4 protein-coding genes are annotated in these 6,340 nt (G+C 72.1%); all 4 read left to right on the forward strand.

The window, feature by feature from the left end:
• The first annotated feature begins 114 nt into the window (after window positions 1-114).
• The 4 genes from ACFVZW_RS23500 to sucD all read left to right on the forward strand — a co-directional run bounded on the left by ACFVZW_RS23500 (window position 115) and on the right by sucD (window position 6,261).
• Window positions 115-2,388: a DUF5682 family protein gene (locus ACFVZW_RS23500; RefSeq protein WP_384524449.1), complete on the forward strand. Its 2,274-nt coding sequence runs from the start codon at window positions 115-117 to the stop codon at window positions 2,386-2,388.
• Between the two features lie 14 nt (window positions 2,389-2,402).
• The gene (locus ACFVZW_RS23505; protein ID WP_384524440.1) at window positions 2,403-3,782 is read left to right on the forward strand and encodes a VWA domain-containing protein; all 1,380 of its coding nucleotides are present in this window, start codon (window positions 2,403-2,405) and stop codon (window positions 3,780-3,782) included.
• Between the two features lie 395 nt (window positions 3,783-4,177).
• Window positions 4,178-5,356 (forward strand): ADP-forming succinate--CoA ligase subunit beta, encoded by a 1,179-nt coding sequence (gene sucC, locus ACFVZW_RS23510; protein WP_384524443.1) that lies wholly within the window; start codon window positions 4,178-4,180, stop codon window positions 5,354-5,356.
• A 20-nt stretch (window positions 5,357-5,376) separates the two neighbouring features.
• Window positions 5,377-6,261 carry a succinate--CoA ligase subunit alpha gene (gene sucD, locus ACFVZW_RS23515; protein ID WP_260229316.1) on the forward strand — a complete coding sequence of 295 codons (885 nt, stop codon included), beginning with the start codon at window positions 5,377-5,379 and terminating at the stop codon, window positions 6,259-6,261.
• The last annotated feature ends 79 nt before the right edge of the window (window positions 6,262-6,340 follow it).

The raw sequence follows: 6,340 nt of genomic DNA on the forward strand, positions 1-6,340 counted from the left end.
GCCCCCGAGGGCCGCGCGGCCCCACCGGACCGGCCCGCGGCGGCGGAGCGGCCCGCGACGGCCGAGGACGCGCCCGCCGGCGGGCGGAGTGACGGGCAGCGGGGCTCCGGTCCTCTGTTGCTCGGGGTGCGGCACCACGGCCCCGGGTCGGCGCGAGGAGTGCGCGGGGCTCTCGACGCGGCGCGGCCCGCATGCGTGCTGATCGAAGGGCCGCCCGAGGCGGACGGGCTGCTCGCGCTCGCCGCCGACGAGGAGATGCGGCCCCCGGTCGCGCTGCTCGCCCACGCCGTCGACGACCCCGGACGGGCCGCGTTCTGGCCCTTCGCCGAGTTCTCGCCCGAGTGGGTCGCGATCCGCTGGGCCCTCTCCCACGGCGCCGCCGTCCGTTTCATCGACCTACCCGCCGCCCACAGCCTCGCCGCCACCGATGCCACCGGAGCCGACGCCTCTGCCGACCCCACGGGCGACGAGGCGGACGAGGAGCTGCGGATCGACCCGATCGGCGAGCTCGCGCGGACCGCCGGGTACGACGACCCCGAGCGCTGGTGGGAGGACGTGATCGAGCTCCGCGGCACCACCGCGCCCGACGACCCCACGGCCCCGTTCGCGGCGGTCGCCGAGGCCATGGGCGCCCTGCGCGAGGCGCACGGCGACGGCGGCCACGCCCGCGACCTGATCCGCGAGGCGTACATGCGGCTCCAGCTGCGGGCCGCCCGCAAGGAGTTCGGTGACTCCGTGGCCGTCGTCTGCGGCGCCTGGCACGTGCCCGCGCTGGCCCGCAAGACGACCGTCGGAGCCGACCGCGCCCTGCTCAAGGGTCTGCCCAAGGTGAAGACCGAGATGACCTGGGTGCCCTGGACCCACCGCAGGCTCGCCCGCCGCTCGGGGTACGGCGCCGGAATCGACGCGCCCGGCTGGTACGGGCACCTCTTCGCCGCCCCCGACCGGCCCATCGAGCGTTGGATGACCAAGGTCGCGGGCCTCCTCAGGGAAGAGGACCGGATCGTCTCCTCCGCCCATGTCATCGAGGCCGTACGGCTCGCCGAGACCCTCGCGACCATGCGCGGCCGGCCGCTGGCGGGGCTCGGCGAGACCACCGACGCCGTACGCGCCGTCATGTGCGACGGCTCCGACGTCCCGCTCGACCTCGTCCGCGACCGCCTCGTCGTCGGCGACGTCCTCGGCGAGGTCCCCGCCGACGCCCCCGCCGTACCGCTCCAGCGCGACCTCGCCCGGCTCCAGCGCGGGCTGCGTCTCAAGCCCGAGGCGCAGGAGCGAGAGCTGGAGCTCGATCTGCGCAAGGAGAACGACGCCGCCCGCAGCAGACTCCTGCACCGGCTGCGGCTCCTCGGCATCGGCTGGGGCGAGCCCGTCGCCGGCCGCGGCAGCACCGGCACCTTCCGGGAGAGCTGGCGGCTGCACTGGGAGCCGGAGCTGCACGTCCGGGTCGCCGAGGCGGGCGTCTGGGGCACCACCGTCGACTCCGCCGCCACCGCCAAGGCCGAGGCCCGCGCACTGGAGGCCGCGACACTCGCCGAGGTCACCGCGCTCGCCGAGCAGTGCCTGCTCGCCGGACTCGGCGAGGCCCTGCCCGTCGTCATGACGGCCCTCGCCGACCGCGCCGCACTCGACTCCGACGTCGGGCACCTCGCCCAGGCCCTGCCCGCGCTCGCCCGCTCGCTGCGCTACGGAGACGTCCGCTCCACCGACACCGCCGCGCTCGGCGAGGTCGCCGCCGGGCTCGCCGAACGGATCTGTGTCGGCCTCCCGCCGGCCTGCGCCGGACTCGACGCCGACGCCGCCGCCGAGATGCGCGGCCATCTCGACGCGGTCCACGGCGCCCTCGGACTGCTCCCCGACAGCGCGGAACGCACCGACCGCTGGTCCGGAGTGCTCCGCAAGCTCGCCGACCGCGACACCGTGCCCGGGATCCTCCGGGGCCGCGGCGCCCGGCTCCTCCTCGACGAGGGGCGGCTCGACGAGGACGAGGCCGCACGGCTCATGGGCCTCGCCCTCTCGCCCGGGACGGCACCCGCCGACGCCGCCGCCTGGATCGAGGGCTTCGTCGGCGGCGCCGCCGGAGGCGGCATGATCCTCGTCCACGACGAGCGGCTGCTGACCCTGGTCGACGACTGGCTGACCGGTGTCCCGGGCGACACCTTCACCGACGTACTGCCGTTGCTGCGGCGCACCTTCTCCGCGTACGAACCGGGCGTCCGGCGCACCCTGGGCGAGCTGGTCGCCCGCGGCCCGTCCGCCACCGCGAGCCGCCCGGAGGCCGGAACCCCCGGCTTCGCCGCGAGCCTCGACGAGGAGCGGGCCGACGGAGTGCTGCCGGTCCTGCGGCTGCTGCTGGGACACGACGAGCCGGAAGGGGCGGACCGATGAACGGAAGCGGACCGATGAACGGAACAGGCACCGGCACCGCGAGCGGGACAGGAACCGGCACGGACACAGCATCCGCCACGACCACGGCGACCGGCGCCGACACGGCGGCACGAGCCGACGCGACCACGGCGACCGGCGCCGACACGGCGGCACGAGCCGGCGCGACCAGCGCCGACACCGACACCGGCGCCGGCGCCGACACCGACACGGGCGCCGACACCGCGGCACGAGCCGGCACCAGCCACCGAACCGGGAACGACGAGCGGCTGCGGCGGTGGCGTCTGGTCCTCGGCGGTGGCGAGGCGGACGGCACGGGATGCTCCCTCGCCGGCACCGACTCCGCGATGGACGGAGCCCTCACCGCGCTCTACGGACGCGGCTCGAAGAGCTCCACCGGACGCGACCGCTCCGCCGGCCTCGGTGCCTCGGCCCCCTCCGTCGCCCGCTGGCTCGGCGACATCCGGACGTACTTCCCCAGCTCCGTCGTCCAGGTCATGCAGCGCGACGCCATCGAGCGGCTCGGTCTCTCCGCCCTGCTCCTGGAGCCCGAGATGCTGGAGGCCGTCGAGGCGGACGTCCATCTCGTCGGCACGCTCCTCTCCCTCGACAAGGCCATGCCCGAGACCACCAAGGAGACGGCCCGGGCCGTCGTGCGCAAGGTCGTCGACGACCTGGAGAAGCGCCTCGCGACCCGCACCCGGGCCACCCTCACGGGCGCGCTCGACCGTTCGGCCCGGATCAGCCGCCCCCGGCACCGGGACATCGACTGGGACCGCACCATCCGCGCGAACCTCAAGAACTACCTGCCCGAGTACCGCACGGTCGTCCCCGAACGGCTCATCGGCTACGGCCGCGCGGCGCAGTCGGTCAGGAAGGACGTCGTCCTCTGCATCGACCAGTCCGGCTCGATGGCGGCCTCCGTCGTCTACGCGTCGGTGTTCGGCGCGGTCCTCGCCTCGATGCGTTCGATCGCGACCCGGCTCGTCGTCTTCGACACGGCGGTCGTGGACCTCACCGACCAGCTCGACGATCCGGTCGACGTCCTCTTCGGCACCCAGCTCGGCGGCGGTACCGACATCAACCGCGCTCTGGCCTACTGCCAGTCGCAGATCACCCGGCCGGCCGACACGGTCGTCGTCCTGATCAGCGACCTCTACGAAGGGGGCATACGGGACGAGATGCTGAAGCGGGTCGCGGCGATGAAGGCGTCGGGCGTGCAGTTCGTGGCCCTGCTCGCGCTCTCCGACGAGGGAGCACCCGCGTACGACCGCGAGCATGCGGCCGCCCTCGCCGCGCTCGGAGCCCCCGCCTTCGCCTGCACGCCGGACCTCTTCCCCGAGGTGATGGCGGCGGCTATCGAGAAGCGCCCGCTGCCGGTGCCGGACACTCCGTGACCGCTGCGGATTCCGCAGCCCCGCCACCACCCGACCGGCCGCGTGCGGGCGGACTGAGGCCCATATCACAACCGGTCCCGGGGGCCCCTCACCCCGCTGCGCGGCGCGTCGTGAGGTCCACAACCCCCTGTCCCCACCTGTGTGGTGGACCCCGGGGCCACCCTCGGGGTCCCCTACGGACCGCCCTCCTGCCCCTACGATCTGTGACCCGTATCACCGCTCTGTTGTGATCTGCGATTTAGGGACCCACGTCCCTCGGGGATAACCTGCGAGACGGACATGCCGCGTCCACGGACACCGTGTACGCCTCCCTTGTGACAGCGCAGTCACGTTGCCCTTCGCGGCACGCCCACGCAGACAACGAACCGCGATCATCAGAAAAGGGACGGACGCGCGTGGACCTGTTCGAGTACCAGGCGAGGGACCTCTTCGCCAAGCACGGTGTACCGGTGCTGGCCGGTGAAGTCATCGACACGCCTGAGGCGGCGCGCGAGGCCACCGAGCGTCTTGGCGGCAAGTCGGTCGTCAAGGCGCAGGTGAAGGTCGGCGGCCGCGGCAAGGCCGGCGGCGTGAAGCTGGCGGCCGACCCGGACGAGGCGGTCGCCCGTGCGACCGACATCCTCGGGATGGACATCAAGGGCCACACGGTCCACAAGGTGATGATCGCCGAGCTGTCCCCGGAGATCGAGGCGGAGTACTACGTCTCGTACCTTCTCGACCGCACCAACCGCACCTTCCTCGCGATGGCGTCGGTGCAGGGCGGCATGGACATCGAGGAGGTTGCGGAGAAGACCCCCGAGGCCCTCGCGAAGGTCCCGGTCAACGCCGTCGAGGGCGTGAGCATCGAGAAGGCTCGCGAGATCGTGGCCCTCGCGAAGTTCCCGGCCGACGTGGCCGAGGGTGTCGCCGAGGCCCTGGTGACCCTGTGGAAGACCTTCGTCGCCGAGGACGCGCTCCTCGTCGAGGTCAACCCGCTGGTGAAGACCAAGGACGGTCGGATCCTGGCCCTGGACGGCAAGGTGTCTCTCGACGAGAACGCCGACTTCCGTCAGCCCGAGCACGAGGCGCTCGAGGACAAGGCCGCAGCCAACCCGCTCGAGGCTGCCGCCAAGGCCAAGAACCTCAACTACGTCAAGCTCGACGGCGAGGTCGGCATCATCGGCAACGGCGCCGGCCTGGTCATGTCGACCCTGGACGTCGTCGCGTACGCCGGTGAGAACCACGGCGGCGTGAAGCCGGCCAACTTCCTCGACATCGGTGGCGGCGCCTCCGCCGAGGTCATGGCGAACGGCCTGGAGATCATCCTGGGCGACCCGGACGTCAAGTCCGTGTTCGTCAACGTCTTCGGTGGCATCACCGCCTGTGACGAGGTCGCCAACGGCATCGTCCAGGCCCTGGAGCTCCTCGCCACCAAGGGCGAAGAGGTCACCAAGCCGCTGGTCGTGCGCCTCGACGGCAACAACGCGGAGCTGGGTCGCAAGATCCTGTCGGACGCGAACCACCCGCTCGTGCAGCGTGTGGACACCATGGACGGCGCGGCCGACAAGGCCGCCGAGCTCGCGGCTGCGAAGTAAGGGACGAGGTCAAGCACACCATGGCTATCTTCCTCACCAAGGACAGCAAGGTCATCGTCCAGGGCATGACCGGTGCCACGGGCATGAAGCACACCAAGCTCATGCTGGGTGACGGCACCAACATCGTCGGTGGCGTGAACCCGCGCAAGGCCGGCACGTCCGTCGACTTCGACGGCACCGAGGTCCCGGTCTTCGGCTCCGTCGCCGAGGCGATGGAGAAGACGGGCGCCAACGTCTCCGTCCTCTTCGTCCCGCCGGCCTTCGCCAAGGCCGCCGTGGTCGAGGCGATCGACGCCGAGATCCCGCTCGCGGTCGTCATCACCGAGGGCATCGCCGTCCACGACTCCGCCGCCTTCTGGGCGTACGCGCAGTCGAAGGGCAACAAGACCCGCATCATCGGCCCGAACTGCCCCGGTCTCATCACCCCGGGCCAGTCCAACGCCGGCATCATCCCGGGCGACATCACGAAGCCGGGCCGCATCGGCCTGGTCTCGAAGTCCGGCACGCTGACGTACCAGATGATGTACGAGCTCCGTGACATCGGCTTCTCGTCCGCCGTCGGCATCGGTGGCGACCCGGTCATCGGCACGACGCACATCGACGCCCTCGCGGCGTTCGAGGCCGACCCCGACACCGACCTGATCGTCATGATCGGCGAGATCGGCGGCGACGCCGAGGAGCGTGCGGCGGACTTCATCGCGAAGAACGTCACCAAGCCGGTCGTCGGCTACGTCGCGGGCTTCACCGCGCCCGAGGGCAAGACCATGGGCCACGCCGGCGCCATCGTCTCCGGCTCCTCCGGCACCGCCCAGGCGAAGAAGGAGGCCCTTGAGGCCGCGGGCGTCAAGGTCGGCAAGACGCCGACCGAGACGGCCAAGCTGGCGCGCGCGATCCTCGCGGGCTGAAGCACCGTCTGAACCGCACAGGTGGGCCCCTGTCTCTTATAAACAAAAGACGCTGCCGACGATAGTCGGATTGTATATA

It is taken from the genome of Streptomyces sp. NPDC059567 (genome assembly GCF_042735655.1).
GTDB lineage: Bacteria > Actinomycetota > Actinomycetes > Streptomycetales > Streptomycetaceae > Streptomyces.

Bases quoted from the DNA above. Each gene is read 5' to 3' on its own strand.
- sucD (WP_260229316.1), top strand. From the start codon at position 5,377: ATGGCTATCTTCCTCACCAAGGACAGCAAGGTCATCGTCCAGGGCATG.
- ACFVZW_RS23505 (WP_384524440.1), top strand. From the start codon at position 2,403: ATGAACGGAACAGGCACCGGCACCGCGAGCGGGACAGGAACCGGCACG.